23 protein-coding genes and 1 riboswitch are annotated in these 24,780 nt (G+C 71.7%); of the genes, 10 read left to right on the forward strand and 13 right to left on the reverse strand.

What is annotated here, in order from left to right; genetic code table 11:
- Window positions 1-231: 231 nt before the first annotated feature.
- Both AB0C26_RS28300 and AB0C26_RS28305 read left to right on the forward strand, forming a co-directional pair.
- Complete coding sequence (locus tag AB0C26_RS28300; protein WP_360253613.1) at window positions 232-876, forward strand: DUF6230 family protein; 645 nt, start codon at window positions 232-234, stop codon at window positions 874-876.
- 88 nt (window positions 877-964) lie between these two features.
- Window positions 965-2,620 carry a DUF6114 domain-containing protein gene (locus AB0C26_RS28305; RefSeq protein ID WP_360253618.1) on the forward strand — a complete coding sequence of 552 codons (1,656 nt, stop codon included), beginning with the start codon at window positions 965-967 and terminating at the stop codon, window positions 2,618-2,620.
- Here the strand turns inward: AB0C26_RS28305 and AB0C26_RS28310 are convergent.
- Window positions 2,617-3,009, reverse strand: coding sequence for a DUF1992 domain-containing protein (locus AB0C26_RS28310; protein ID WP_360253620.1), 393 nt, complete (start codon window positions 3,007-3,009; stop codon window positions 2,617-2,619). The genes AB0C26_RS28305 and AB0C26_RS28310 overlap by 4 nt on opposite strands.
- A gap of 17 nt (window positions 3,010-3,026) precedes the next feature.
- On the reverse strand, window positions 3,027-3,761 hold the full coding sequence (locus AB0C26_RS28315) for an isocitrate lyase/phosphoenolpyruvate mutase family protein (protein ID WP_360253622.1): 735 nt from the start codon (window positions 3,759-3,761) through the stop codon (window positions 3,027-3,029).
- A 295-nt stretch (window positions 3,762-4,056) separates the two neighbouring features.
- Here AB0C26_RS28315 and AB0C26_RS28320 point away from each other — a divergent pair, with 295 nt between their 5' ends.
- Entirely contained in the window at window positions 4,057-4,326 is a 270-nt protein-coding gene (locus AB0C26_RS28320; protein WP_360253624.1) for a DUF2277 domain-containing protein, read from the forward strand.
- 308 nt (window positions 4,327-4,634) lie between these two features.
- Here AB0C26_RS28320 and AB0C26_RS28325 read toward each other — a convergent pair whose 3' ends face one another.
- From AB0C26_RS28325 to AB0C26_RS28345, 5 genes are all read right to left on the reverse strand, one after another.
- On the reverse strand, window positions 4,635-5,504 hold the full coding sequence (locus tag AB0C26_RS28325; protein ID WP_360253627.1) for a class I SAM-dependent methyltransferase: 870 nt from the start codon (window positions 5,502-5,504) through the stop codon (window positions 4,635-4,637).
- Between the two features lie 23 nt (window positions 5,505-5,527).
- On the reverse strand, window positions 5,528-6,250 hold the full coding sequence (locus tag AB0C26_RS28330; RefSeq protein ID WP_360253629.1) for a GntR family transcriptional regulator: 723 nt from the start codon (window positions 6,248-6,250) through the stop codon (window positions 5,528-5,530).
- Window positions 6,222-6,998, reverse strand: a complete 777-nt coding sequence (trpA, locus tag AB0C26_RS28335; RefSeq protein ID WP_360253631.1) for a tryptophan synthase subunit alpha — start codon at window positions 6,996-6,998, stop codon at window positions 6,222-6,224. The genes AB0C26_RS28330 and trpA overlap by 29 nt, the downstream gene beginning before the upstream one ends.
- On the reverse strand, window positions 6,995-8,137 hold the full coding sequence (gene trpB, locus AB0C26_RS28340) for a tryptophan synthase subunit beta (protein WP_360253633.1): 1,143 nt from the start codon (window positions 8,135-8,137) through the stop codon (window positions 6,995-6,997). Before trpB ends, trpA begins: the two co-directional genes overlap by 4 nt.
- Window positions 8,138-8,230: 93 nt before the next feature.
- Entirely contained in the window at window positions 8,231-9,355 is a 1,125-nt protein-coding gene (locus AB0C26_RS28345) for a sigma-E factor regulatory protein RseB domain-containing protein (RefSeq protein ID WP_360253635.1), read from the reverse strand.
- A 103-nt stretch (window positions 9,356-9,458) separates the two neighbouring features.
- On the opposite strand from AB0C26_RS28345, the gene AB0C26_RS28350 reads away from it, so the two are divergent.
- The 4 genes from AB0C26_RS28350 (at window position 9,459) to AB0C26_RS28365 (ending at window position 13,083) form a co-directional block, all read left to right on the forward strand.
- Window positions 9,459-10,127 (forward strand): response regulator transcription factor, encoded by a 669-nt coding sequence (locus AB0C26_RS28350; protein WP_360253637.1) that lies wholly within the window; start codon window positions 9,459-9,461, stop codon window positions 10,125-10,127.
- The gene (locus AB0C26_RS28355) at window positions 10,127-11,482 is read left to right on the forward strand and encodes an ATP-binding protein (protein ID WP_360253639.1); all 1,356 of its coding nucleotides are present in this window, start codon (window positions 10,127-10,129) and stop codon (window positions 11,480-11,482) included. Before AB0C26_RS28350 ends, AB0C26_RS28355 begins: the two co-directional genes overlap by 1 nt.
- 100 nt (window positions 11,483-11,582) lie before the next feature.
- Window positions 11,583-12,323: a YcnI family protein gene (locus AB0C26_RS28360; RefSeq protein ID WP_360253641.1), complete on the forward strand. Its 741-nt coding sequence runs from the start codon at window positions 11,583-11,585 to the stop codon at window positions 12,321-12,323.
- 79 nt (window positions 12,324-12,402) lie between these two features.
- Window positions 12,403-13,083 carry a Pr6Pr family membrane protein gene (locus AB0C26_RS28365; RefSeq protein ID WP_360253643.1) on the forward strand — a complete coding sequence of 227 codons (681 nt, stop codon included), beginning with the start codon at window positions 12,403-12,405 and terminating at the stop codon, window positions 13,081-13,083.
- Between the two features lie 4 nt (window positions 13,084-13,087).
- On the opposite strand, the gene AB0C26_RS28370 is transcribed toward AB0C26_RS28365, so the two are convergent.
- From AB0C26_RS28370 to AB0C26_RS28390, 5 genes are all read right to left on the reverse strand, one after another.
- Window positions 13,088-14,455 (reverse strand): tetratricopeptide repeat protein, encoded by a 1,368-nt coding sequence (locus AB0C26_RS28370; protein ID WP_360253645.1) that lies wholly within the window; start codon window positions 14,453-14,455, stop codon window positions 13,088-13,090.
- 25 nt (window positions 14,456-14,480) lie between these two features.
- Window positions 14,481-15,686, reverse strand: a complete 1,206-nt coding sequence (locus AB0C26_RS28375; RefSeq protein ID WP_360253647.1) for an AAA family ATPase — start codon at window positions 15,684-15,686, stop codon at window positions 14,481-14,483.
- Window positions 15,687-15,795: 109 nt separating this feature from the next.
- On the reverse strand, window positions 15,796-16,791 hold the full coding sequence (locus AB0C26_RS28380; RefSeq protein WP_360253649.1) for an NlpC/P60 family protein: 996 nt from the start codon (window positions 16,789-16,791) through the stop codon (window positions 15,796-15,798).
- A 15-nt stretch (window positions 16,792-16,806) separates the two neighbouring features.
- Window positions 16,807-16,944: riboswitch (cyclic di-AMP (ydaO/yuaA leader) on the reverse strand.
- A 122-nt stretch (window positions 16,945-17,066) separates the two neighbouring features.
- Entirely contained in the window at window positions 17,067-18,017 is a 951-nt protein-coding gene (locus AB0C26_RS28385) for a M56 family metallopeptidase (RefSeq protein WP_360253651.1), read from the reverse strand.
- Window positions 18,018-18,021: 4 nt separating this feature from the next.
- The gene (locus AB0C26_RS28390; protein ID WP_360253652.1) at window positions 18,022-18,369 is read right to left on the reverse strand and encodes a BlaI/MecI/CopY family transcriptional regulator; all 348 of its coding nucleotides are present in this window, start codon (window positions 18,367-18,369) and stop codon (window positions 18,022-18,024) included.
- An 86-nt stretch (window positions 18,370-18,455) separates the two neighbouring features.
- Between AB0C26_RS28390 and AB0C26_RS28395 the strand changes: the two genes are divergently transcribed.
- The 3 genes from AB0C26_RS28395 to cydC are packed head-to-tail and all read left to right on the forward strand — an operon-like array spanning window position 18,456 to window position 24,334.
- On the forward strand, window positions 18,456-19,820 hold the full coding sequence (locus AB0C26_RS28395; protein WP_360253654.1) for a cytochrome ubiquinol oxidase subunit I: 1,365 nt from the start codon (window positions 18,456-18,458) through the stop codon (window positions 19,818-19,820).
- Between the two features lie 9 nt (window positions 19,821-19,829).
- Window positions 19,830-20,810 (forward strand): cytochrome d ubiquinol oxidase subunit II, encoded by a 981-nt coding sequence (gene cydB, locus AB0C26_RS28400; protein ID WP_360253656.1) that lies wholly within the window; start codon window positions 19,830-19,832, stop codon window positions 20,808-20,810.
- Window positions 20,807-24,334 (forward strand): thiol reductant ABC exporter subunit CydC, encoded by a 3,528-nt coding sequence (gene cydC / locus AB0C26_RS28405; RefSeq protein ID WP_360253658.1) that lies wholly within the window; start codon window positions 20,807-20,809, stop codon window positions 24,332-24,334. Before cydB ends, cydC begins: the two co-directional genes overlap by 4 nt.
- On the opposite strand, the gene AB0C26_RS28410 is transcribed toward cydC, so the two are convergent.
- Window positions 24,271-24,774, reverse strand: a complete 504-nt coding sequence (locus AB0C26_RS28410; RefSeq protein ID WP_360253660.1) for a hypothetical protein — start codon at window positions 24,772-24,774, stop codon at window positions 24,271-24,273. The genes cydC and AB0C26_RS28410 overlap by 64 nt on opposite strands.
- Between the last annotated feature and the right edge of the window lie 6 nt (window positions 24,775-24,780).

The raw sequence follows: 24,780 nt of genomic DNA on the forward strand, positions 1-24,780 counted from the left end.
GCCGGAGATTCGCCCGAATTGATGCGCGTCGTTCTCAATCTTGTCACGCAGAGTTATCACGATCCAGTGAGCTTGGTTACTGACTAGTAGCCAAGCCTCTTGTAACTCGCTGACCTCAGCGGCAACATTTCCCGCACGTTAACCGACGGCATCGACGGACCTCTCTGCGCAGCGCTGGACAACCCGTCGGTGCGCCCCGCTTGTGCCGTCTGGAATCCACAAGGAGGATCCGTGAAGGATGCGCAAGGCGATCCGGCGTACGGACGCACCAACTGGCGCCGCTTCGCCGTAGCGGTGGGCGTGCCCACCGTGGTCGCCGGTGGTCTGGTCGTCGCCCTCGCTCAGGGTGCGCTGGCCGCCAGCTTCTCGGTGGCGGGCCCGCAGTTCAAGCTCTCGGCCGACCGGCTCGACGGGACGGGCTTCACCCAATACAGCAGCAAGCTGCCGACCGAGACGGTGCAGCAGCAGACCGGGCAGAAGTTCGTCGTCGCGGCCATGTCGGGCATCGACTCCGCGAAGATCACCAACCTCTGCCAGTCGGTGGCGGCCGGTCCCGTGGTGCTCCGGATCGAGGCCGGCAAGGACGCCCAGCGGCCGGTGGTGGCGGACGACCTGCTCATCGGTATGTCGGAGCTGAGCGGCGACGCCAAGTTCACGAACATCGACATCGGCCAGGACGCCTCGACGCTCGACGCCGACGAGGGTCCCGGCGAGACGAAGGAGCACGGCGACGTCGGCGGTTTCGGCCAGCAGGCCCAGCGGGTCGAGATCGACGGTCTGCGCCAGCAGGCGTACATGACCTCGGCGTCGACCTTCCGCCTGACCGGCATGAGCCTCAAGCTGTTCTTCGCTCAGTCCGGCAAGGAATGTTTCTGACAGTGATCTGAGCCGGGGGCTCGCGGAAGGCACTGTCCGCGGGCCCCCGGTCATGCTTCGACCTTTTTTCTGGAGAGGGCTGCATACGGTGGCAACAGACGACGTTCGGGGCGGGTTCCGGCGGTGGCGGCGCAGCCGGCCGTTCTGGGGCGGGCTCTTCCTGCTGTTGTCCGGCATAGAGATGTTCCTGAGCGCCAACATGAGCCTGGGTGACCTCGAGCTCCACCTCGGCCCGCAGGGCTTCCTCTCCTACGTGCTCCCGCTGATGCTGGTGCTGGCCGGCGTCCTGAGCTGGGCCACACCCGGGCAGCGGCTGTTCTACGGCATCATCGGCTTGCTGACCGCGCTCTACTCGTTCCTGGGGCTCAACCTCGGCGGCTTCCTCATCGGCATGCTGCTCGGCATCGTCGGTGGCGCCCTGGTGATCGCCTGGGGCCCGCCGCGGGTCAAGCCGGTGGTGTCCGACTCCCCCGAGCCCTCCGCGTCGGCCACCTCCGCGTCGGACACCTCCGCGTTGGACACCTCCGCCTTCGATGACCCGCCCTCTTTTGACGATGAGATCGCCGGGCATGACGACCGGCCGACGCGTCCGATCCTGCGGCCCGCCGACAGCGGCGACACCGCGATCATCCCCGGGATGCCGCCGGAGGAGCCGCGCGGCGGCATGCACCCGCGCGCGCTGAGCGTGATCCTGCTGGTCGTGGCCGTGACCGCCGGCGTCCTGATCGCCGGCGGCAACGCGCCGGCCAAGGCGGTGACCTGCCCGGAAGGCCTCCCCTCACGGTCGTTCTCATCGGCGCCGGCCTCGTCGGCCACGGTCACCCCCACGACGGCCTCCCCCGATCCGGCCACCTCGGCGCCGGCCGCCCCGGGCGGCGCCAGCCCAACCGTCACCCCGACGGTCACCAGCCAGCCGGCGGCGGGCGGGACCAGTGCCCCCGAGAGTCCCGCCCTGCCGCCGGCCACCACCTCCCCGCCGGCCGACAGCAACCCGGTCGCGGACGGCGTCGAGGGCTTCTTCGACGGCCTCGGCAACCTGCTCGGGATCGGCGACGACTCCACCCCGAGCACGTCGCCGGAGCCGTCGGGGTCGAGCATCGCGCCCACCACGCCCGCCGCCACCACCACCACGCCGCCGCCCGCGGCCACCACGCCGCCGGCCACTGCCGCGCCCACCACGACGGCACCGCCGGCCGCGGCCACCACCCCGCCCGCGACCACCGCCGCCGCCTCGTCGGCCGCCGCGACCACCAAGCCGGCGGCGTCACCCAGCGTCGAGGAGATCCCCTGCCTCGGCCCGCGCGTGATGGGCAAGGTGGCCGGCGCCGACGACATCCCGCAGGTGTCGGAGAAGCCCGGCGTCATGGAGGTCGGCTCCCTGACCATGTACGACTCGACGTACGACGGGGTGGTCGACATCCCCACCAGGAAAGGAAGCTTCAAGGCGCTGAAGTTCAGCATGGACAAGGCGGTGAACAAGCCCTTCACCCTGACCATCGACGAGACCGGCACGGCCAAGACGGTGATCAAGAGCAACGAGCTGGTCACCGACAAGAACGTGCGCTTCTACACCCCGAAGTTCCAGGGCAAACTGTTCGGCCTGATCCCGGTGACGTTCACGCCGGAGCAGCCGCCGCCGCTGACGCTGCCGGTGCTGTGGTTCACGGACGTGACGATCCAGCTGGCGTACGTCCGCTGCGACACGCTGACCGCGGCCCCGCTGGACATCAGGGAGACGGCCTAGCGGTCCGCCCGCCGCTGCCGCCAGCCCGCCACCACGGCATCGGGGTCGAAGGGCCTCAGGATCACCGGCGGCCCGTCCATCAGGCCCACGTTCGCCTTGCGGATCCGCTCGTTCAGCCCGTCCACGCGCTCACGAACCTCCCGCTCGGTCCGGAGCCGGTCGACGATCGTCTCAAGGTCCTCGGTCTCACGGCGAAGGGCCAGGGTCGGCGGTACGACACCCGCGCCGGCCCCCTCACGCCGCAGCCAGTCCTTGACCCACCAGTCGTCGTCATACTCCTGTCCCTTGTCGGCGAACGGTTTGCCGCTGCCGGCGAGGTTGTCGAACTCGCCCCGCTCGGCCGCCTCCCGAAGCTGCCGGTCGATCGACGACTCGTACCAGTGCGCCATGGTCCGATTTTACTTTCCTAGGGGTACGTCGCCAGGCGGTCCGTCTCCGCGTAGGACCGCACGCCGTCCGGCGCCGGCGCCCCGGCCTGAATGGCGGCGGCCGTGACAAGTGCCGCGTCGAGCGCGGCCCGGTACAGCAGCGACCCCATGCTGATCCGCGCCACGTTCAGCCGCGCGAGGCCCCCCACCGTCATTCCCGGAAGCAGCAGCACATTGAGCGGCCCTGGCAGCGCCCGAATCTCGTCGTCGGCCCGGATCCCCGGCACGAAGATCCCGTCCGCCCCGGCCTCCAGATAGGCCTCGGCCCGCTCCCGGGTGTCCGCCTGCCCCGTCCCGAGCCAGTAGGTGTCGATCCGGGCGTTCACGAAGAGCCGGGGAACCCGCTCCTTGATGGCCGCGATGAGCTCCGCCTGCTCCGCGACGGCGGCCAGCCCCACCTCGCCCCGCCCATCCTCGACGTTGATCCCGGCCGCCCCCGCTTCGTAGAGTTCCGCCGCGAAGTCCACCCCCGCACTCTCCACGTCAACGGTCAACGGCACCCGCAGCCCCCGAACCCGCCGCACGAGCTCAAGCGTCCGCTCCCGGGCCAGCCCGGCTCCATCCGGCACCCCCTGCGCCGCCGCGACACCCAGGCTGGTCGTGCCCACCGCCTCAAACCCCACCTCGGCCAGCGCAAAAACCGAAGCCGCGTCCCACGCGTTAGGCAACAGAAGCGGCCGCCCGACCCGATGCAGCCCGTGAAAATCCGTCATGCTTCGACGCTAGGCCCCGCACACTTCGGCCCACCCCGAACCGTTCCCGCCGCCCCCGTCGTGGGCCGTCCACCGACCCAGAGGGCACCATCCCCTGTCACGCCCTCGGCGCAAGCCGACCATGAGCCGGAACCATCGCTGCCACACCCTCGGCGCAGACCGACCATCGGCCCAGCCCACACTGCTGTCAGGTCCTGGCGCACGAAGACCATCGGCCCGGTCCGGACCATTCCTGTCGGACCCCCGGCGTAGGTTGACCAGTGGCCGCCCGTCGCTTCCCGGAAGGACCCCGCAGATGTGCCGCAACATCCACCAGCTGCACAACTTCGACCCGCCCGCCACCCCCGACGAGATCCATGCCGCCGCCCTGCAGTACGTGCGCAAGGTAGCCGGCTCCACCCGCCCGTCCCAGGCGAACCAGGCCGCTTTCGACCGCGCCGTCGCCGCCGTGACATCAGCCACCGCCGAACTGCTGGGCGAACTGGTCACCACCGCCCCACCCAAGAACCGCGAGGAAGAGGCCGCCAAGGCCCGAGCCCGAGCCGAACGCCGCTACGCCTCCTAGCCCCAGCCCTCAACCTCGACCCCCGCACCCGGCCACCCCCGCGCCTCCTCCCCCCTCGCAGCCAAGCCACCCCCGACCCGTTCACCGCCGCACCCGGCCAGCCCCGCGTCGGCCAACCACCGCCGCATCCGGCCATCCCCACACCCGACCGGCCCCACACCCGACCGGCGCCGTAGCCGTCCGGCCCCACGCCCGACCGGCGCCGTAGCCGTCCGGCCCCACACCCGACCGGCGCCGTGGCCGGCCTGCCCGTTCCGCCGCGCCCTGGTCGGCCGGCCAGTCGCGGCGCAGTCTGCGGGCGGCGTGGCTCAGCGGGTCGCGGTGATCAGCTCGGTGTGCTTGTGAACGCGGAAGTGGCCCTCCGCGTCGATCCGCTCCTGGACGAGGGCACGGGCCGCCGCCAACTGTTCAGCGGTGACCGACTCGCCGGAGAGGCTGGCCAGGTAGGCGACCACCGGCTCGGCAACCGGAACGACCAGGTCGCTCGGATACGCCTCACTGGCGACGTCGTGGAAGTGCCGCCCCACAGCCTCCGGCGCGTCCTCGGCCGGGAAGTTGCTGCGCGCCGCGGAGCCGTTCACGTCCGGCTTGCCCACCGCCGCCGCGACAGCGAACAGCTCCACCATGTGCTCCCGGCCGTTGGTGGCCACGAAGAGCCGTCCGCCCGGGCGCAGCACTCGCGCGAACTCGCGCAGCGCCGCATCCGGGTCGTCGACGTGATACAGCATGTGGTTGGCGATGACCGCGTCGAACCGCCCGTCCGCGAACGGCAGATCCGTCGCATCGCACTGCCGCACCTCGATCCGGGCCGCCTCCACCCGGGCTGCCTCCACCCGGGCCGCCTCCACCTGGGCCACCTCTGCCGGAGCCGTCTCTGCCGGAGCCGCCTCTGCCGGAGCCGTCTCTGCTCGGGCCAGGTCGCGCAGTCGCTCGCACATCGTCGCCGAGAAGTCAGTGAGCGTCAGCCGCAACCCCGGACGCCGTGGATCGAGATGCCGCCACAGCTCTCCGGTCCCCGCGCCCACCTCCAGCACGTCGCCGCCGGTCGGCAGCCGCTCTCCCAGCCACGCGAACCAGCCCTGCGGGTTGGTTCCGTACGCGTGAATGGCTATCCGGGAGGTCAGGTTGTCGGTCGTTGCCGCATACTGCTGGACAGCGTCATCAGACGGTTTCCTCACCTCCCCTAACCTAAGGGCATCGATCAAGTGGGCGGGCGGGTCCACTGCATGGAGAAGCCGGTCAGGGCTCGATCGGTTCGGATCTCCAGGGCCGTACCGAGGATGGTCGCCCGGTCGACCACGACGGCGACGCCGTCGGGGTCGTAGGTCACGCGCTCCGAGAGGAACACCGGGGTGCCGGGCGGCTGGTGCAGAAGTTCGGCCGTCTCGTCGTCGAGAACGCCAGGCCGGATCACCTCGCTCGCTCTGGAGACGGTGACGCCGTAGGCGGCCAGCACGGCGTACAGGGACTTCTCGCTCAGATCAGCGCCGGCCAGTTCCAGGTTGCGGACGTAGGACAGCTGGTGGACGACCGGCCGGCCGGCCAGTAGCCGCAGGCGTTCCAGGCGCACCACGGGGAAGCCGTAGTCCAGCAGCGTCTCGGCCCAGACCGGCGGGTGTGCGGTGTCCTGATTCAGCACGTACGTGGCCACCGTCTGGCCCTGCTCGCGCAGGTCCTCCTCGAAGCCCCGCATCGAATGAAGCAGGTACGTCGGACGCTGCTCCGTCACGAACGTCCCCCGGCCGGCCTGCTGCGACAGCAACCCGTCGTTCTCCAGGCGCTGCAGAGCCTGGCGCAGCGTCGCGAGCGTCACCCCGTACGAGGCGCTGAGCTCACGCTGCGGAGGCAGCGCGGCGCCCGGCGGCAGCTCGCCGTCGCGGATCTTCGTGGTCAGGTCATCGGCGATCACCTGATACTTCGGCATGCGCGTAGTCAGTGGAGTCCTCCAGAGCTGCGGCGAGGCTGGCGACGGTCTCCCTTAGTTCCGCCGCCGTGGCCCCGTCAAGAACCCTACGCATCAGCGCGGACGCCACCACCACCCCGTCCCCGGCGCGCCCCGCCTCGGCGGCCTGGGCTGGCGACGAGACGCCGAATCCGATGAGCACCGGCCGATCGGTGACCGCCTTGACCCGCGCCGCGAGCCGGCCGGCGGAGTCGCCGAGGGTGGTCCGCTCGCCGGTAGTGCCCATCACGCTGACCGCGTAGATGTAGCTGTCGCCGAGCGCCACGATCTCGGCCAGCCGGTCGTCGGGGGTGACCGGCGCGACCAGCGGAATCAGGTCGATGCCGGCGTCGGCGGCGGCCCGGGCCACCGGCGCCGCCTCGTCCACGGGCAGGTCGGGAACGATCAGCCCGCTCACGCCGGCCTCGGCGAGCTCGCGGCAGAAGCCGGTCGCGGAGCGGTGGAACACCAGGTTCGCGTACGTCATGACGATCAGCGGCACGCGCACCCGGCCTCGTACACGCTTGAGGTCGTCGAGGATCGACGTCACTGTCGTGCCGCGCGAGAGGGCCCGGTCGGAGGCCTGCTGGATGGTGACGCCGTCGAGCATGGGGTCGGAGAAGGGCAGGCCGATCTCGATGGCCGTCGCGCCCGCTTCCTGGTAGGCCACCACGTAGTCGGTCCAGTCCTCGGTGATGCCGCCGGTGACGTACGGAACCAGGGCTGTCATGCCACACCCCCGAGCAGGGTCGTCATGTCTTTGTCACCACGGCCGGACAGCGTGAGAACCACCCGCGAGCCGGTCGGCAGGTCGGGCGTGCCCGCCGAGCGCAGCACCCAGGCGACCGCGTGGGCCGACTCGAGCGCGCAGATGATGCCCTCGGAGCGGGCCAGGCGGCGGACCGCGTCGACCACCTCGGCATCGGTGACCGTCCGGTACTCCGCGCGGCCGATCGCGCCGAGATGCGCGTGCTCGGGCCCGATGCCGGGATAGTCGAGACCGGCCGCTATCGATTTCGCCTCGGCGACCTGACCGTCACCGTCCTGGAGCACCATCGAGCGGGCGCCGTGCACGACGCCGGGCGAGCCGCCGGTCATCGCCGCGCCGCCGGCCGCCTCCACGCCGATCAGCCGCGCACTCGTGTCGACGAACCCGGCGAACGTGCCGGCCGCGTTCGAACCGCCGCCGACGCAGGCCACCACCACGTCGGGGACTGTGCCGCTCTGCTGCCGGGCCTCGGCCCCGATCACGCGCTGCAGCTCACGAACCATCCACGGGTACGGGTGGGGGCCACCGACCGAGCCCAGAAGGAAGTGCGCGCGGTCCACGTCGGACACCCACGCGCGCATGGCCTCGTTCGTCGCGTCCTTGAGGGTGCGGCTGCCGCTGGTGACCGGGACGACCTCGGCTCCGAGGGTCGTCATCCGCAGGACGTTGAGCTGCTGGCGCTCGATGTCGCGCTCACCCATGTACACGGTCGCGTCGAGGCCGAGCAGCGCGGCCGCCGTGGCGGTGGCGACGCCGTGCTGACCGGCGCCCGTCTCGGCGATCAGACGGGTCTTGCCCATCCGGCGGGCGAGCAGCGCCTGGCCCAGCACGTTGTTGATTTTGTGAGAGCCGGTGTGCGCCAGGTCTTCGCGCTTGAGCAGCAGCTCGATGCCGAGCTGGCTCGAGAGGTTACGGGCCGGGGTGAGCGGGGTGGGCCGGCCGGCGTAGACGGCGAGCAGCTCGTCGAGCTCGGCCCGGAAGGCCGGGTCGGCCCAGGCTTCCCGAAAGGCGCCGGCCAGCGCGGCGCACGCCGGCACCAGCGACTCGGGGACGAACCGGCCGCCGAAGTCGCCGAAGCGACCGGCAGCCGGTTCCGTCATCAAGGTAGACGTCGTGCTTGTCATGGGGCACGCCTCCAAAAGTTGTAGAACTCTCCGCCGAAGTGTTGCATAACTCGGCGGAGAGTTCTAGAACTATTTGGCAGCGGCCTTGTACAGCGTCTCCGGGGCCACCGCGCCGGCGAAGACCCGGCCGTCGTCGGTCACCAGCACGCTGAAGAGAGAACCGGAGAAGAGATGACCACTGCCCCAGCTCCCGCTCACCTTCGGCAGCATGTCGATCACGCTGTCGAGCTGCTTGGCCTCGTCACCGGCGGACTTCGGCAGCTTCGCCGTCACCACCGACGCCCAGCCCTCACCGATCACCCTCGGCTGCTCGGCCCCGGCCGGCGGCTTCATCCCGCCCGGCTTCCGGGCCTCGGCGGCCTTGTGCTCCTTCTCCAGCTCGGTCTCGAGCTTGCCCGCGTCCGTGTCGTTGACCTTCGTGCCCGGCGGCGGGTTGAAGGCGAACTGCTGGTTGTCGGGCGTGTCGAAACTGATCTGCTGGAACGCCACCCGAACGGCCGGGTTGACCGCGTCCTTGGCGTAGACGTCGACCCGCAGCGGGATCTTCTTCTCCGCGTCGATCGCCAGGCGCACCTGCCCGATCAGCGACTCGGTCGCCTTCGGGCTGAGCACCAGCTCGTAGGCGTCGCGGCCGGCCACCTTGGCCGCGCCGGTGGTCGAGACCGCTGTGGTCGGGTCGATCGCGTCGAGCGCCGCCTCGGCCGCGTCCTGCGGCGTCGAGGGGATCCCCGTCGGCAGCGAAGCGGGCTTCTTGTCCTCGCCCGCGGGCAGGGTGAGGTGCGTGGCCGTCTTGGCCTTGCTCTGCCAGAGCCAGACGTCGGTGCCGTTGCGGATGACGTCGGTCTCGCCGAGCGTGCTCATCACGGCCAAGCGAGCCTTGTCCTCACCGGCGTACCAGACGCGGGCGGTGTTGCTGCCCGCGACCAGGTTGACCAGGTCGGCGCCGCCCGAGTCGGCGGTGAGCCCGGCAATCTTGGGCAGCCCCAGGTCGGCGCTCTGCACGATGGTGCCGGACAGGCCGTCGACCTTGGCGTTCTGCAGGTCGACGAGCAGTTCGGCCGCGCTGCGGTCGGGCAGCGAGGGGTCCGCGCTCGCGACGATCGTTCCCGCCGCTGCGCCGCCCCCGATCACGACCACCGCCGCGGCGGATGGTACGAGCCAGCGAAGAGCCGGCCTCGATCTGAACACGGACACGATGTCCACCTCCCGTTGATCTGCCACAAGAGTGCGCCGTGGCCGCTGTGACCGGGCTGAGAGCCGCCCCTAGGGGTTGCCCCTCCCATGCCAAGGTAAGGGGGTGCGGTTGCTGGTGGTGGAAGATGAGGCGCGGCTCGCGGCCGCGTTACAGCGCGGGCTGCAGGCCGAGGGCTTCGCGGTGGACGTGTCCGGTGACGGGCAGGACGGGCTCGAGATGGCGCGTCATGGCGGGTACGACGCGATGATCCTCGACGTGATGCTGCCGCGGCTCAGCGGCTATCGGGTCGTCCGTCAACTGCGGGCCGAGGGCAACTGGGTGCCGGTGTTGATGCTGTCGGCCAAGGACGGGGAGTACGACCAGGCCGACGGGCTCGACTGCGGCGCGGACGACTACCTGACCAAGCCCTTCTCCTACGTCGTGCTGCTCGCGCGGTTGCGCGCGCTGCTGCGGCGTGGTGTCCACGAGCGGCCGACGGTGCTCGCCCACGGCGACGTCGAGCTCGATCCGGCCGAGCGCCGGGTCATGGTCGCCGGTGCCGAGGTGACGCTGACGGCCCGCGAGTTCGCCCTGCTGGAGTACCTCATGCGCCGCCCGGGCGAGGTGGTCAGCAAGATCGAGCTGCTCGACCACGTCTGGGACGCCGCCGTGGAGACCGCTCCCAACGCGGTCGAGGTCTACGTCGGCTACCTGCGCCGCAAGATCGGGCGCGACCGGCTCGAGACCGTGCGCGGGGCGGGCTACCGGCTCGCGGCCGTGACGGGGGACTGATGCGCCGGCCGCGCGAGCTCAGCCTGCGCGCCCGGCTGGTGCTCACCTCCGTCCTGGCGCTGACCGCCGGTCTGGCCGCGGGCGGCGTGCTGCTCGTCTTCGTGCTGAACTTCGGGCTGCTGCGGGCGGTGAACGGCGAGGCGCTCGAGACGGCGCGGGGCGTGGCCAAGCTGGTCGACCAGGGGCAGCTGACCGAGCCGATCCCGGTCAACGCGGCCATGCAGGTACAGGTCATCGACGCGGACGGCCGGGTCCTGTCGATCTCGGCCGGCGCCGACCGGCTCATACCCATGCTGCATTCCGACGAGCTGCGCGGCATGGGCGACGGCAGCGTGCGGGAGATTCCCGGGAGCCGGATCGGCCTGGAGGGCGACGCCCGGGTCGTGATGGTCACCGCCGGGCCGCCCACCGATCCGGTGCGCGTGCTGGTCGCGCGGTCCACGAACGACCTGACGCAGGGCGTGCACATCCTGCGCGTGACCCTGCTCATCATGTTCCCGTTGCTGGTGGGCGCCCTCTGGCTGGTGCTGTGGCGGGTGCTCGGGGCGGCGCTCAGCCCGGTCGACGCGCTGCGCTCGGGCGCCGAGGAGATCACCGGGGGTACGCGGGCCGGCCGGCTGCCGGTGCCCGAGTCCCGCGACGAGATCCACCGGCTCGCGGTGACGCTGAACGGCATGCTGCACCGGCTCGACGCGGCACAGGCCCGGCAGCGGGCGTTCGTGGCCGACGCGGCTCACGAGCTTCGCAGCCCGCTGACCAACATGCGTACGGAATTGGAGGTCTCGCAACGTCTGCCCGACACCGACTGGCACGCGCTGTCGGAGGACCTGCTCACCGACGTCGACCGGCTCAGCCGGCTCGTCGACGACATGCTGCTGCTCGCCCGGGCGGACGACGCGGCGCCGGGGCGGGTCGTGGCGGCCCCGTTCCGCGAGGTCGACCTGGGCGCGGTGGTCGGTGACGTGGCGGCTCGCTACCCCACAGTGGGTTACGTGCGTCCCTCGGCGCCGGTCACGATCGCCGGGGAGCCCGACGCGCTCGGCCGTGTGGTGGCGAACCTGCTGGACAATGCCGTGCGGCACGCGAAATCGCGGATCTGCGTCGAGGTGCGCGCGGACGCCGCGTACCGCTGGATCACCGTGACCGACGACGGACCGGGCATTCCCGAAGCCGACCGGGAGCGGGTGTTCGACCGGTTCACCCGGCTCGACGACGCCCGCGCCCGTGACGCGGGCGGTTCCGGTCTCGGCCTGGCCATCGTGCGCGAACTGGCCCGCCGCCACGGCGGCACGGTGACCTTGAGTGACGCCTCACCGGGGCTGCGGGTGGACGTACGGCTGCCCGCCGTTCGGTGAAGAAATTTTAGGAACAGCGGGAACTATCGGGGACGGAGGGACGACCAACGCGCGATGCCCGGCAACGGGCTGTCCCCCATGCGGAAGGTTGACGACTTCGATGTCCCTGCTCAAGCGCTCGGCCCTGGTGGCCGCCACGGTCGCCGGCCTCACCCTGGCGCTCGCCGCGCCGGCCTCCGCCCACGTCACGGTGAACCCCGACACGGCGACCGCGGGTGGATACACCAAGGTGACCTTCCGGGTGCCGAACGAGTCCGACACCGCCTCCACGAACAAGGTCGAGGTGAACCTGCCTGCCGACAACCCGGTGGCCTCGGTCTCGGTCAAGCCGATCACCGGGTGGGATGTGGCCACCACGGTCTCCAAGCTGGCCAAGCCGCTCGAGGCGCACGGCGCGCAGATCACCGAGTCGATCTCGAAGATCACCTGGACCGCCAAGGCGGGCTCGGAGGTCAAGCCGGGACAGTTCCAGGAGTTCGACGTGTCGCTCGGGCCGCTGCCCGAGTCCGGCCAGATGGTCTTCAAGGCCCTTCAGTACTACTCCGACAACACGGTCGTCCGCTGGATCGACGAGCCCACCACCGACGGCTCCGAGGCGGAACACCCGGCGCCCGTGCTGAAGCTCGCCGCGGCCGGCGCGACCGACACGGCCGCCGCCGCGCCGACCGCGACCGCCAGCCCGGTGGCCGCCGCCGACGCCGACGACAGCTCCGACGGGCCCGACGCCTTCGGCATCGCGGGCCTCATCGCCGGGGTGATCGCCCTGATCCTGGCGCTTCTCGCGTACGCCAAAGCCGGCCGCCGCCCGGGCCAGGAGACCAGCGCCACCACGAAGTCCTGACATTGCGCGTACGACGAGGCCGGCCATCACCGTGGCCGGCCTCTTTCGTCCGGTGTTGATCACGGGTTTACTACCGGACGTGAATCGCGTTCGCACGGCTTCCCGGGTCTGGCACGGTCTGCTCTTCGCCGTGGTGCTGACCTCCCTGATCATTCAGATCGTGCTCAGCGCCCAAGGGGACGACGCGCCGGCGGTCACGCGGTTCGTCCGGCTGTTCAGCTACTTCACGATCCAGAGCAACGTCCTGGTGCTGATCGCCGCCGGCAGCCTGATGATCGACCCGGGCCGCGACGGGCGGGTCTGGCGGGTTCTGCGGCTCGACGCGCTGCTCGGGATCATCGTGACCGGCATCGTGTACGCCACCATCCTGGCCGGCACGGCGGACCCGCACGGCGCCGGCTGGTGGTCGAACCTGGGATTCCACTACATCGCGCCGTGGGCGGCGCTGGCCGGATGGGTGGTCTTCGGGCCCCGTCCGCGGATCGACCCGCGGACGATCGCCTGGGCGTTCCTGTGGCCGGCCGCGTGGATCGGTTACACGCTGGCGCACGGCGCGACCACCGACTGGTTCCCGTACCCCTTCGCCGACGCCACGACGATCGGCTATCCCACCGCCGTCCGGAACATGCTGATGGTCGCTGTCATGGCCGCCGTGTTCGCCGCGATCCTGTGGTTCCTCGACCGGCGCCTGCCGCAGACCACTGACAGCGGGCCCGACCCGCTCCCCGCGACCGCCGCCACCAGCACCGAGCCGAAGTAAGCGATCAGCCGGGCGGTTCGTCGTCCGGAGGTCGCCGCTCATTCCAAGGCGAGAAGGGCTGCGAGGTCCCGGCGTCGTACGGAGGTCGCCGTTCGGGCTGAGGCGAGGGCTGAGGCGAAGGCCGAGGAGACGGCTGAGACGAGGGCTGAGACGAAGGCCGAGGAGACGGCTGAGACGAGGGCTGAGGGTGAGACCCGGGGCCGGCGTTGCCGGACGGAGGTTGCTGTTCGGGCCGAGTAGTGGGGTTGGTCCAGGCGTCGCGCAGCTCCCTCTTCGTGGTGTGCCACCAGTCGCGGAACTCGGCTGCCAAGTCGGTCAGGGCGTGGCGCATGCCCGGGTCGTCCAGGCCGGCCCCGAGCAGTTCGGCCAGGCTCAGCAGCCACAGGAACGGGGTCGCGGCCAAGGCCAGCAGGGGAAGCGGCCACCAGGACGTCGCCGCGTACAGGAAAAGCAATGTCACCGCGACCGCCGTCAGGGCCAGGGCCGTCAGGTCGGCGCGGCGCATCAGGCGGGGCAGCAGGCGCAGGCACCGCCACGGGAGGCGGCCGGCGGGAATCAGGATGCGGGCCGCGAAACCGGCCATCACCGCGGCCAGGACCCCGGCCATGACGCGGCCGAACGGGCCGGCCGTGGGCCACCACCAGAGGGCGATCAGTTGCAGGGCGCAGACCAGGGCCGCGCTGGCGGCCAGGCCGCGGCGCAGGCCGTTCAGGACGCCGCGGATCGGCCAGGTCATCGAGACGACGTCGGCTCGGGCCGGGTTGTCGCGGGCCACGTCGCGCAGGGCGCGCATCGAGCGGCGGACGCGCAGGCGTTCGGCGTCGAGCATGGCGATGAGCCAGCGGCCGTACGGGTTGCCGGGCGCGATGGCCAGGGCGGCTCGGGCGGCGGCCAGGGCGGCGTCCCGGTTGCCGGCGTCGCGTTCCACGTCGGCCACGGTCAGCAGGCCCTCGACGGAGTGGGGATCGAGGGAGCGGCCGTGGGCGGCGGCGGCCCGGGCCCGCGGGTAGTCCTTGGCCGAGGCCAGGGCCCGGGCGAGCACGAAGTGGCCGGTCGGCTCGGCCGGTGCCAGGCGGACGGCCTCGGCCGCCGCGGACACCGCGTCCCGGGACCGGATCATGACTATGAGGTTCTCGGCCCGCTCGGCGTGGGCGTCGGCGAACAGCGGCGACGCGGCCACCGCGGCGTCGGCCGTGGCGAGGGCGCCCGCGTAGTCGCGCCGCAGCCGCAACACCGAGGCGAGCAGCGTCAGCAGCCGCGCGTCGCCCGGGCTCGCGGCAAGGCCGGACCGCGCCTGTTTCTCCGCCTCGTCGTAGCGGCCCACCTGGGCCAGCCGATGCGCACGCCAGTAGGCGTCGTTCCGCTCACTCAACGCGCGACATCCAGCGGTGAGCCGATCAACGGATCTTGCGCTTCTTGAGGTACGCGGCCAGGTCGTCGTACTCGCCGGATTCGTTGGCGAACATGGCCACGTTGCGGGCCGTGGCGAACCAGCCGTCCGTCGACGGGCGGACCTCGCGGACGGCGGCGAGCATGTCGTCCTGATTGATCATGCGGATCTCGCCGGTGGCGATGGAGTCGCGCATGGCGAACTCGGCCGCCGTCTCGCACACGTGGGCCAGGTCGGCACCCGAGTAGTGGTCGGTGGCGTCGGCCACGCGGCCCAGGTCGATGCCGGCCACCGGGCGGTCGCGCAGGTGGTACTGGAGGATCGCGGCCCGGGCGGGCCTGTCCGGCGGCAGCACCAGGACCGTACGGTCAAGCCGCCCCGGTCGTCGCAGGGCCGAATCGATGTCCCAGGGCGCGTTGGTCGCGGCCAGCACGAAGACGCCGTCGTTGTTGCCGTCGACCCCGTCGAGCTCGGTCAGCAGCTGGTTGACGACGGTGCGCATGGACGACGAGTTGAGCTGGCTGCGTTTGTGGCCCAGCGCGTCGATCTCGTCGAGGAACAGGACGCAGGGGGCGTGGCCGCGGGCCGAGTCGAACAGGTCGTGCAGGTTGCGCTCCGAGCTGCCCACCCACATGTTGAGCACGTCGGTGATCGACAGGGAGATGAACGAGGCGCCCATCTCGCCGGCCACCGCGCGGGCCAGGAAGGTCTTGCCGCAGCCGGGCGGTCCGTAGAGCAGCAGGCCGCCGCGCAGGCTCTTGCCGAACAGGCTGCGCAGCTTGGGGTTGCGCATCGGGCCGAGGAAGGAGATCTCGAGGCGCTTCTTGACCTCCTCCATGCCGCCGACGTCGGCCAGCGTGACCTTCGAGGTCTCGATGTCGAAGGCGCGGTCGGCGTGGCCCTGGACCGGGTCCGGTTCGCCGTCGGCGCGGGTGAAGCGCGGCGGCACCACGTCACCGAACTCCTGCTCCCTGGCATCCCAGTCGAAGGTGGCGGCGGGCGGGGGCACGGACGGCGACAGGGCCGTTCCCATCAGCTTCTGGGCGGTCGCGTTGCCGGGCTCGCGGGCCAGGACCTGGGCGGCGTGAGCGATCGCCTCTCCCCCACGTCCGGCCGCCACCAGCAACTCGGCCAGGTGCAGCCGCAACGGCAGGTCGTCCGGGCGGGCCTCCACGGCCGCGGTGAGACTGTCGATCAAGGGGGAGTCGCTCATGACACCGAATTATGCCCGTGGTTGCCTCGGGCGAGCGTGTGGCCATCATCAAAAGACGAGGCCGCCGGGACATATGCCCCGACGGCCTCGTTCCGGACGAAATCAGCAATCAGCCTGGCCGCCGGAAGCCCGCGATGGGCATCCGGTCGATCTCCGCCATCCGCACGTGGTCACCCGTGTGCGGAGCGTGGACCATCTTGCCGCCGCCGATGTAGAGGCCGACGTGATGGAGGCTTCCGGGGAAGAAGAAGACCAGGTCACCCGGTTGCAACTCGTCCCGCGACACCGCCTTGCCCTCGTTCCACTGGTCTTTCGTGTAGTGGTCGAGGTGGACACCGACGCTGCCCCAGGCCTCCTGGGTCAGACCGGAGCAGTCGTACGTGTTCGGTCCTGCCGACCCGAAGACGTACGGCTTGCCGATCAGGTCGCACGCGCGCTGAGCCGCACGCCCGCCCTTGTCATTGGTGTACGTGACCGGACAGGCGCCCAACCGCAGGGGCCCGTCCGAGGCGTCCGCCGAGCCGTACGCCTGGATCCGCAGTTTCTGCAGCGCGGTGATCTTGGTTTCGATCGCCTTCTTGCGGGTGGACAGGTCCTTGTCGCGCGCGGCGACGGACTTGGTCACGATATCCAGGTCGGACTTGGTGGCGGTGAGCTTGTCGCGCAGCGCCGCCACGCCCTTGATCTGCTCCTGCTGATGACGAGCCAGCTGATCGAGATAGGTCAGCTTGTCGGTCAGCCCGGTCGGCGAGCCACTGATGATCATGGCATCGAGGGCGTTCGGCGCACCCTGCTTGTACGCGTCGACGGCCAGGCCTTGCACCTGGGCCATCGCCAGGTCGACCTGCACCTGGAGCGGGTTGAGCTGGGCGGCGAGCTTTTTCTGCTGAGCGCGGTTCTTGAGCAGCTGGTTGTGCACGTCGTTGTACTGCTCGATGACCGGCTCGAGGTCGTTCCACTGCTTGTCGATCTGGGCCTCGACCGTGGAGGGCGAGGGTGTGGCGTGCGCGACGGCTGGTCCGGTGACAACGACCCCGACCGTCGCGAGTGCGCAGACGAGTCCACGCAGAACTGCGGCGCGGCCGCGCGCCCCAATCCGTTTCACGTTGGGTGTGACGTCCTTTCTTCCCTCGAGCCGCCGACCGGGTTAGCTGACGGGTTCGGACGGGAAGACGCGTCCGGCCGCGAGGCATCGCGGCTTCACCCCAACCACTCGGGTCCCCGGTTCGCCCACACGACGATTAGGCGGTGGTCCGTCAGATCGGCCGGGTGGACGATGGGGGGCTGCCGAACCGGGGACCACCGTACTCCGGATCATGTGGAGAACTGAAGCCGCCGCGTACGGGAAACTGTTTGCTCCGAAAGGCATACACAGAGTAACTAGAGGGGCCAGTGGTCCAGCGCACGGTCAAGCCAGGGCACCACGAGAATCACGGTGGGTAATACCAGCAGACCAGCGGCGGCGAGCGCGGCGGCCACGTTCAGGCCGACGGACACGGTGTGCGGCTTGGCCAGCCGGGCCAGCCTCCGGCGCCTCGCGTCACCCGTCGGGTCGGCCCGCGCGTCCTCCGCCAGGGGGACGGCGTCGGTCAACCGCTCGAGGGCGGCCCGCAACGGCTCGGCGCCGGCCTTCCGCCGGGCCACGTCGTCCGAGATCATTTCCAGCAGCAGATGTACGGCGTCGAGGGGCGCCCGGCTGCGCAACGGCCGCGGCACGGCGCGGTAGAAGGCGGTGAACGACTCCATCACCACCTCGTGCCGGTGGCGCAGATGGGTCTGCTCGTGGGCGAGGACCGCGTCGACCTGTTCCCGGTCGAGCACCTGGAGCACGCCGTTGCTCAGCACGACCCGCGGCTCGCGGCCGGGCACGCAGTAGGCCAGCGGCAGCGCCCCGTCGAGCACGCGCAGGTTGTCGGGGCCCAGCTCGCGATGCTGTTCGGCCCGGTCGAGCAGGTCGACGAGCTCGCGGTGGCGGGCCCGGCGCACCCGCGAGCGCCGGGTGACCCGGACCAGCGAGACGATGAGCCGCAGGATGATGACGCCGGCCACGACCAGGGCGCCGATCAGCGCGGTGGCGGCGACCGGCTTGCCGGAGCCGGCGGCCCGGGTCACCTCGTACGGCGCCGAGAGGACCACGCCGAGGGCGGACAGCACGGCGCTCAGGGTGATCGACTGCCAGAGCAGGACGGCCGCCACCGGGGCCCGGTCGGGCCAGCGCGCGCGGGCCAGCGCACCCGGGACGACCAGCGACAGGGTCAGGCCGAGCGCGCCGAGCAGAAGCGCCGTCACCCCGCCGACCGCCCCACCCACCGCCCGGACCGAGAACGGCAAGCCGTCATTTCTTCGTGACTGCTTCGATTGCCGCCTTGAGGGCATCGGGTGACAACTGACCCATGAAATAGGCCAGCGCGGCGTCCTGGTCGCCGCTGGCGGTGAGCGCGTCGAGCATGAGGCCGGCCGTCATCTCCTCGCGGGACTGCGCGGGCGCGTACTTGTAGGCCCGGTCGTCGTTCTGCTGAACGACGACGCGCTTTTTCGTCAGACGGTTGAGCACGGTCATCACGGTCGTGTAGGCGAGGTCGCGCTCCCGATGGAGGCGCTCGTGCACCTGCCGCACGGTGAGCGGCTCACCCGCGTCCCACAACTGCCGCATGACCTCGCGTTCCAGGTCCCCGAGAGCCATGTATGCCATCTTACACAGGCCTACTGCGCAGTGTCGTACTACGCGACGTAGTATCTACTACGAGACGTCGTAGAGGGGGCATTCCCATGGACGTACTGGACCTGACCCGGCTCCAGTTCGCGGTGGTGACGATCTATCACTACTTCTTCGTGCCGCTGTCGATCAGCCTGGCCGCGGCCGCCGCCGGCCTGCAGATCGCCTGGCTGCGCACCAAGCGCGAGGACTATCTGCATCTCACCAAGTTCGTCGGCAAGATCCTGATCGTCACGTTCGCGGTCGGCGTGGTCACCGGCCTCGTGCAGGAATTCCAGTTCGGCCTGGGCTGGAGCAGCTTCGCCAAGTTCTACGGCGACGTCTTCGGGCCGACCCTGGCCATCGAGGGGATGCTCGCGTTCTTCCTGGAGGCGACGTTCCTCGCGCTCTGGTATTTCGGGTGGGACCGCCTGCCCCGCCTCGTGCACACGGCCACCATCGTCGTCGTCGCGATCGGCACCGTGCTGTCGGCGTTCATCATTCTGGCCGCCAACTCCTTCATGCAACACCCGGTGGCGTACGCGCTGGACCCGGTGACCGGGCGGGCGCGTCTGACATCGTTCAGCGACCTGCTGCTCAACAAGGTCAACCTGGCCGCCTTCCCGCACACCCTGGCCGGCGCGATCATGGTGGGCGGGGCGCTGCTGCTGGCCCTGGGCGTCTGGCGGCTCGCGGCCGACGGCACATTCCGGATCATGGCTCGCCTCGGCGCCTGGATGACGCTGGCCGGCGGGGCGCTGACCGCGCTGACCGGCGACCACCTCGGCAAGGTCATGACCGAGGTGCAGCCGATGAAGATGGCCGCGGCCGAGGCGCTGTACGAGACCACCAAGGGCGCGCCGTTCTCGATCTTCACGCTGGGCTCGCCGTTCCCGAACTTCTCGCTCGACATCCCCTGGCTGCTCTCCATCCTGGCCAAGGGCAACCCGAACGCGACGGTGCAGGGCATCAACGACCTTCAGGCCCAGTACGCGGCCCAGTACGGCCCCGGCTCGTACGTGCCCATGATCCCGGTGGCGTTCTGGTCGTTCCGCGTGATGATCGGCGCCGGCATGCTGGCCGCGGCCGTGGCCGCGTTCTACCTGTGGCGTACCCGCAAGCACCGCGACGCCCCACGCTGGCTGACCCGATGGCTGCCGTTGATCCCGATTCTGCCCGCCGTCGCCAACACCTTCGGCTGGATCTTCACCGAGACCGCGCGGCAGCCGTGGATCGCCTTCGGCATCTCGAAGGTCGCCGACGGCATCTCCCCCGGGCTGACCAGCTCGGAGGTGATCGCCTCGCTGGCCGGGTTCACCGTCGTCTACGGGATCCTCGCGGTCGTCTGGTTCCGCCTGGTACGCCACCTCGCGCGGCAGCCCCTCGCCGCCGGACCGGCCGCCGTCGCCGAGACCGCCGAACCCGCACCCGTCTACTGAGGGACTGACATGATCACCTTCTGGTTCGCCGTCGTCGTGCTCGCCTGGGTGCTCTTCTTCGTGCTGGAGGGCTTCGACTTCGGCGTGGGCCTGCTCGGCCCGCTGCTCGGCCGCGACGACCACGAGCGCGGCGCCGCGGTCCGCACGATCGGCCCGTTCTGGGACGGCAACGAGGTCTGGCTGGTCGCGGCGATCGGTGTCACGTTCGCCGCGTTCCCCGCCTGGTACTCGGCCCTGCTCTCCGGCCTCTACCTGCCGATGGTCGTCCTGTTGCTCCTGCTCGCGGTCCGCGGCGTCGCCCTCGAGTTCCGCGGCAAGGGCGACGGACCGGCGTACCGCCTTCGGGCCGACATCGCGCTGGCGCTCAGCTCGCTCGGCATCGTGCTGGTGTGGGGAGCGCTGCTGGCCACGTTCGTCAGGGGCCTGGCCGTCGGCGCCGACGGCTCGGTCACGGGCGGCGGCCTCTCCCGCACCCTCGGCCCGATCTGGTCGCCCGAGGCCGGGCTCGGCGCGCTGGCCGCCCTGTTCGCGGCGCTGATGCTGGGCGCCACCTTCCTCGGCCTGCGCACCAGCGGCCCGGTGCGCCATCGGGCGCGCACGCTGGCCCGGTGGCTGGGCACGGGCGGCGCGGTCGCGCTTCTCGTCGCCGGTTTCGGTACGGGGTCCCGCCTGGCCCTGGCCGCCGCGGCCCTCAGCCTGCTCGCCGGCATGCTGGCCCGCTCCGGCCGCGAGGCCCTGGCCTTCACCACCACCGCGCTGTCGGTGGCCGGCGCCGTGGTCGCCGTCTTCACCACCCACGGCGACGTCGTGCTGCGCAGCACCCTCGACCCGCAGTGGTCCCTGACCCGGGACGCGGCCGCCGCCACCCCGCAGGCCCTGGAGCTGATCACCTGGGCCGGTGTGCTCATCCTGCCGGGCGTCCTCGCGTACCAGGCCTTCTCCTATGTGGTCTTCCGCCGCCGCGTCGCCAGCGAACGGGTTCCCTCATGACCACCGCCCCACAGCCTCCGGTTCTTGTTCCCGCCGCGCCGAAGCGGTCCGCGTCAGCCCGCGGCCCGCTGGACCCCCGGCTGGTGCGCCACGCCCGCACCAGCCGGGCCGGCATCGCCCTGCTCGCGCTGCTCGGCGCCGGCCAGGCCGCGGCGACGCTGGCCGTCGCCGTGGCGCTCACCCTGCTGGTGGCGGGCGACCACCGGTGGGCCACCGGGCTGCTGGCCGGCGCGTTCGCCGCCCGGGCCGCCTTCTCCTGGGGCGAGCAGGTGGTGGCCCAGCGAACCGCCGCCCGGGTCACCGACGAACTGCGCCGCTCGATGCTCACCGCGGTCCTGCGCCGCGGCCCGGCCTGGGTGGCGTCGTTCGGCGCGGGCCGGCTCACCGCGGTGCTGAGCACCGGCCTCGACGCGCTGCGCCCGTGGTTCGGCGGCTACCTGCCGTCCCTGGTTCTCGGCGTCGCGCTGCCCCCGCTGGTCATCGTCACCATGGCCCTGGTCGACCCCGCGTCGGCGATCGTCGCCCTGGTCACCCTCCCGCTGATCCCCGTCCTGGGCGCCCTGATCGGCTGGGCCACCCAGGCCCGCGCCCGCCAGCGCTGGCAGGCCGACGCCCGCCTGGCCGGCCACTTCCTCGACGTGGTGCGCGGCCTACCGGCCCTGCGCGTCTTCGGCCGCGCCGAACGCCAGACCGCGGTGGTCGCCGACCTCACCGACAAACACCGCTCGGCCACCCTGCGCGTCCTCCGAGTCGCCTTCCTCTCCTCGACGGCCCTCGACCTGGTCGGCACCCTCTCGGTCGGCCTGATCGCCGTCGAGGCCGGCCTCCGCGTCGCCGCCGGCAACCTGCCCCTGGGCCCGGCCCTGCTGGTCATCCTGCTGGCCCCCGAGGCGTACCGCCCGCTGCGCGAGATGGCCGCCAAGTACCACGCCGCCACCGACGCCACAGCCGTCATCACCGACGTCGACGAGATCCTGACGTCCACCACGGACAGCCCCACGCCGCCACACGCGCCGAAACCGCACTCCCCCGGCGTGGGCGCTTTCGGCTTGCGGGTCCGCTACCCCGGCGCGACCCGGGACGCGCTGACACTCGACGAGCTGACCGTCCGCGCGGGCGAGATCGTCGCGCTGCGGGGCCCGTCGGGCGCGGGCAAGACGACGGCCCTGCGAGTGCTCGCCGGCCTGCAGACACCCCACGCGGGGGTGGCGGTCGCGGACAACGCGCTCTACCTTCCGCAACGCGTGACGCTGCCGCACGCCCGCACGGTGGCCGACCTGTTCCCGGCCGGCACCCCCGCCGCCGACATCACCGGCGCCCTCCGGACGGTGGGCCTGGACCTGTCCCCGGCCACCGCCCTGGGCGAGCGGGGCGCGGGCGTCTCGGCCGGCCAGCGGCACCGGCTGGCACTGGCCGCCCTGCTGCACCGCGCCGGCGCGGAGCCGGTCACGCTGCTCCTCGACGAGCCCACCGCCCACCTCGACACCACCACCGAACAACTGGTCATCGAACAGCTCCGCACCGCCGCCCACCGAGGCAGCGCCGTCCTCGTGGTAGCCCACCGCCCGGCCCTGCTAGCCGCCGCCGACCGCATCACCACCGTGACGCCCCCAGTCACAGACTCCCCGGCTCTCACCGAGAGCAGCAGACCGCCGCAGTCCGGAGCAAATGGCTCGCCGGAGCCCGGGGCCGACGGCGCGCCACAGTCAGGCGCCGGCGACTCGCCACGGTCCCCGCTCAGTGGCTCGCCCGGGGCCGGGGCCGACGGCGCGCCGCGAGTTGGGGTCGACGGCGCGCCGCGAGTTGGGGTCGACGGCGCGCCGCGAGTTGGGGTCGACGGCGCGCCACGGGAGGGCTGGGCGGTTTGGCGGCGGTCGTGGGTGGCCGTTGTGCTCGGGAGTGGGTCTTCGCTGGCCGGGATCGTGCTTACCGGGGCGGCGGCCTGGCTGCTGGTGCGGGCCTCGTCGTTGCCGCCGGTGTTGTCGCTTTCGACGGCTGTGGTGCTGGTGCGCGGGAGTGCGGTTGCCCGGCCGCTTCTTCGGTATCTTGAGCGGCTTGTCGCGCATGATGTCGCGTTCGCTCGGCTGGGGGTGTGGCGGTCTCGGGTGTACGCGGCGTTGGTTCCGCGGGTTCCCGGGGCGCGGCTTCGGCGGCGTGGCGATCTGCTCACCAAGGTTGTCGACGACGTGGACGCTCGAGTCGACGGGCTGCTCCGGGGGCGCCTGCCGGCCTGGGCGGCCGCGGTGACGATCGCTGTCGCGTCGCTGGCGGCGCTGCTTCTGTCGCCGGGCGTCGCGGTGCCGCTCGCGGCCGGGCTGGTGATCGCCGGTGTCGTGGCGCCGATGGTGGCGGCCCGGCAGGCGGCCCGCAGCGAAGCGGCCACCGGGGAGGCCCGGGCCCGGCTTCGCGACGCGGTGGTGGAGACCGTGGAGGGAGTCGAGGAACTGACCGGATCGTACGGCGTTCCTGAGCGGCGCAGCCGGGAGCTTGCGCGGCTTGAGGAGCAGGCGGCGCGTGCCGCTGGGTGGGCGGCCGCGCTTGGGCATCTCGGGTGGGGTGTCGCGGTGGTGGGCACCGCGTTCGCGCTCGGGGGTCTCAGCCACGAGTGGGCCGCAGTCCTGTTGCTGGGCATGGTCGTCCTTGGCGAACAGGTCATGACCCTGCCCGACGCCGCCGTGGCGCGCCGTCGCGCTGCCGGCGCTGAGGGACGGCTTGCCGCGCTGGTGGCTGAACCGCCCGCGGCCACGTTCCCCGGGCGCGACGCCCGGGGTGCCGAGACTGGGTCGCTGGGGGGCGGGGCGTTCGGCGTACGGCTGCAAGGGATTGTGGCCGGGTGGGATCCGGAGCGGGAAGCTGTGCTCGATGGGCTCGATCTCGAACTGGCGGCCGGGGCGAAGGTTGCCGTGCTCGGGCGGTCCGGGTCGGGGAAGTCGACGCTGGCGGCGGTTGTGGGGCGGCTTCTCGATCCGCGGGCGGGGGTGATCGCTCTTGAGGGCGGCGGTGATCTGCGGGAGCTGGCGGAAGCGGACGTGCGGGGGCGGATCGTGCTCGTCGGGGATGAGACCGACCATGTGTTCGCGTCCAGCGTTCGGGAGAATCTGCGGCTGGCCAAGCCCGGCGCCACTGATGAGGAGCTGCGGGCCGTTCTCGAGCGGGTTCGGCTCGGGGCGTGGCTCGACGGGCTGGCCGACGGGCTCGACACCTGGCTCGGCAGTGGGGGCAGCACCATGTCGGGTGGGCAGGTGCGGCGGTTCGCCACGGCGCGGGCGCTGCTGGCCGAGCCGGGGCTGCTGATCCTGGACGAGCCCACCGAAGGGCTGGATGTCGACGTGGCCGAGGCCGTGATGGCCGACCTGCTCGACGCCGGGCGGGGGCGGACCGTGCTGGTGCTCACCCACCGCACCGAAGGGCTCGACCGGGTCGACCGGGTGATGACGCTGGAGAACGGCCGGCTGGCGGATCAGGCGGCCGCGGCCAGGCGGCGCAGTGCGGCGGCGGTGGAGCTTTCGGGGGCGGCCATGTAGGTGATCAGGCGCTGGCCGTCGGCCGACTGCAGGACCTCGAAGTCCAGGTCCAGGTCGCCGACCAGGGGGTGGTGCAGGAACTTGCGGCCGGTCACGCACTCGGCGATCGGGTGGTGGGCCCAGATGCCGGCGAAGTCGGCGCTGCGGATGCAGAGGTCGCCGATCAGCTCGGCCAGGGCGCGGTCGCCGGAGTTGCGGCCGGCGACCAGGCGGAGGGCGGCGACGGCCCGGCACGCCTCGGTGTGCCAGTCGCGGTACAGGTCACGGGAGCGCGGGTCGAGAAAGAGCAGCCGCGCCAGGTTCACCGCGGGCGCCGGCTCATGGAAGGCCAGCAGGGCACGGCCCAGCGGGTTCCAGGCCAGGACGGATGTGCGGCGGTCGAGCAGGACGGCCGGCACGCCGGCCAGCTGGGCCAGTTCCTCCCGTCTGAGCCCGGGCACCCGTCT

Origin of the sequence: Actinoplanes sp. NPDC048796 (assembly GCF_040650035.1) — a bacterium.
In the GTDB taxonomy this organism is placed as follows: Bacteria; Actinomycetota; Actinomycetes; order Mycobacteriales; family Micromonosporaceae; genus Actinoplanes.

Excerpts from the sequence above, each read along its gene's own strand:
- AB0C26_RS28320 (WP_360253624.1), top strand. The coding sequence starts at position 4,057 with ATGTGCCGCAACATCCACCAGCTGCACAACTTCGACCCGCCCGCCACC.
- AB0C26_RS28390 (WP_360253652.1), bottom strand. The coding sequence starts at position 18,369 with ATGGCTCTCGGGGACCTGGAACGCGAGGTCATGCGGCAGTTGTGGGAC.
- trpA (WP_360253631.1), bottom strand. The coding sequence starts at position 6,998 with ATGACAGCCCTGGTTCCGTACGTCACCGGCGGCATCACCGAGGACTGG.
- AB0C26_RS28360 (WP_360253641.1), top strand. The coding sequence starts at position 11,583 with ATGTCCCTGCTCAAGCGCTCGGCCCTGGTGGCCGCCACGGTCGCCGGC.
- trpB (WP_360253633.1), bottom strand. The coding sequence starts at position 8,137 with ATGACGGAACCGGCTGCCGGTCGCTTCGGCGACTTCGGCGGCCGGTTC.
- cydC (WP_360253658.1), top strand. The coding sequence starts at position 20,807 with ATGACCACCGCCCCACAGCCTCCGGTTCTTGTTCCCGCCGCGCCGAAG.
- cydB (WP_360253656.1), top strand. The coding sequence starts at position 19,830 with ATGATCACCTTCTGGTTCGCCGTCGTCGTGCTCGCCTGGGTGCTCTTC.
- AB0C26_RS28375 (WP_360253647.1), bottom strand. The coding sequence starts at position 15,686 with ATGAGCGACTCCCCCTTGATCGACAGTCTCACCGCGGCCGTGGAGGCC.
- AB0C26_RS28310 (WP_360253620.1), bottom strand. The coding sequence starts at position 3,009 with ATGGCGCACTGGTACGAGTCGTCGATCGACCGGCAGCTTCGGGAGGCG.
- AB0C26_RS28315 (WP_360253622.1), bottom strand. The coding sequence starts at position 3,761 with ATGACGGATTTTCACGGGCTGCATCGGGTCGGGCGGCCGCTTCTGTTG.
- AB0C26_RS28355 (WP_360253639.1), top strand. The coding sequence starts at position 10,127 with ATGCGCCGGCCGCGCGAGCTCAGCCTGCGCGCCCGGCTGGTGCTCACC.
- AB0C26_RS28395 (WP_360253654.1), top strand. The coding sequence starts at position 18,456 with ATGGACGTACTGGACCTGACCCGGCTCCAGTTCGCGGTGGTGACGATC.
- AB0C26_RS28330 (WP_360253629.1), bottom strand. The coding sequence starts at position 6,250 with ATGCCGAAGTATCAGGTGATCGCCGATGACCTGACCACGAAGATCCGC.